Source organism: Micromonospora inaquosa (assembly GCF_003857055.1).
GTDB classification, from domain to species: domain Bacteria; phylum Actinomycetota; class Actinomycetes; order Mycobacteriales; family Micromonosporaceae; genus Micromonospora; species Micromonospora inaquosa.
Genome location: NZ_QGSZ01000001.1, coordinates 1 through 625, shown reverse-complemented (window position 1 = coordinate 625; position 625 = coordinate 1). Strand labels below are relative to the sequence as shown.

1 protein-coding gene is annotated in these 625 nt (G+C 74.9%); it reads left to right on the top strand.

Annotation, left to right across the window (positions count from 1 at the left end; genetic code table 11):
• The coding region (locus DLJ59_RS00005) for an ATP-dependent DNA helicase (protein ID WP_279635716.1) at positions 1 to 623 on the top strand (623 nt) is incomplete at its 5' end.
• Between the last annotated feature and the right edge of the window lie 2 nt (positions 624 to 625).

Here is a 625-nt window from a genome sequence, read left to right as displayed (position 1 = left end):
AGGGCATCCTGTACGTCGCCGCGCACCTCCCCCGCCCCAGCGTCTCCGGGCTGCCCGAGGCTGCCGGAGAGGAGCTGCTCGGGCTGGTCCAGGCACTCGGTGGTCGTACTCTGGGGCTCTTCTCCTCCCGGCGGGCCGCGCAGCAGGCGGCGGAGCTGTTGCGGGCGCGGACCGACCTGCCGGTGCTGCTCCAGGGTGAGGAGGCGCTGCCGCTGTTGGTGCGTCGCTTCCGCGAGGAGCGCGCCAGCTGCCTGTTCGGGGTGATGTCGCTCTGGCAGGGGGTGGACGTGCCGGGTGACGCCTGCCAGCTCGTCGTCATCGACCGGCTGCCCTTCCCGCGCCCGGACGAGCCGCTGGCGGCGGCCCGCGCCGCGGCTGTGGATGCCGGTGGCGGCTCCGGCTTCGCGGCGGTCAGCGTGCCGATCGCGGCGGTCCGGCTGGCTCAGGGTGTGGGCCGGCTGATTCGGGCGACCGGCGACAAGGGCGTGGTCGCGGTGCTCGACTCCCGGCTGGAGACGGCCCGCGGCTACGGGCCGTTCCTGCGCCGTTCGCTGCCGCCGTTCTGGTACACGACCCGTCCCGAGGTGGCCCGGGGAGCCCTGGAACGCCTGGCCAAGTCCTGACC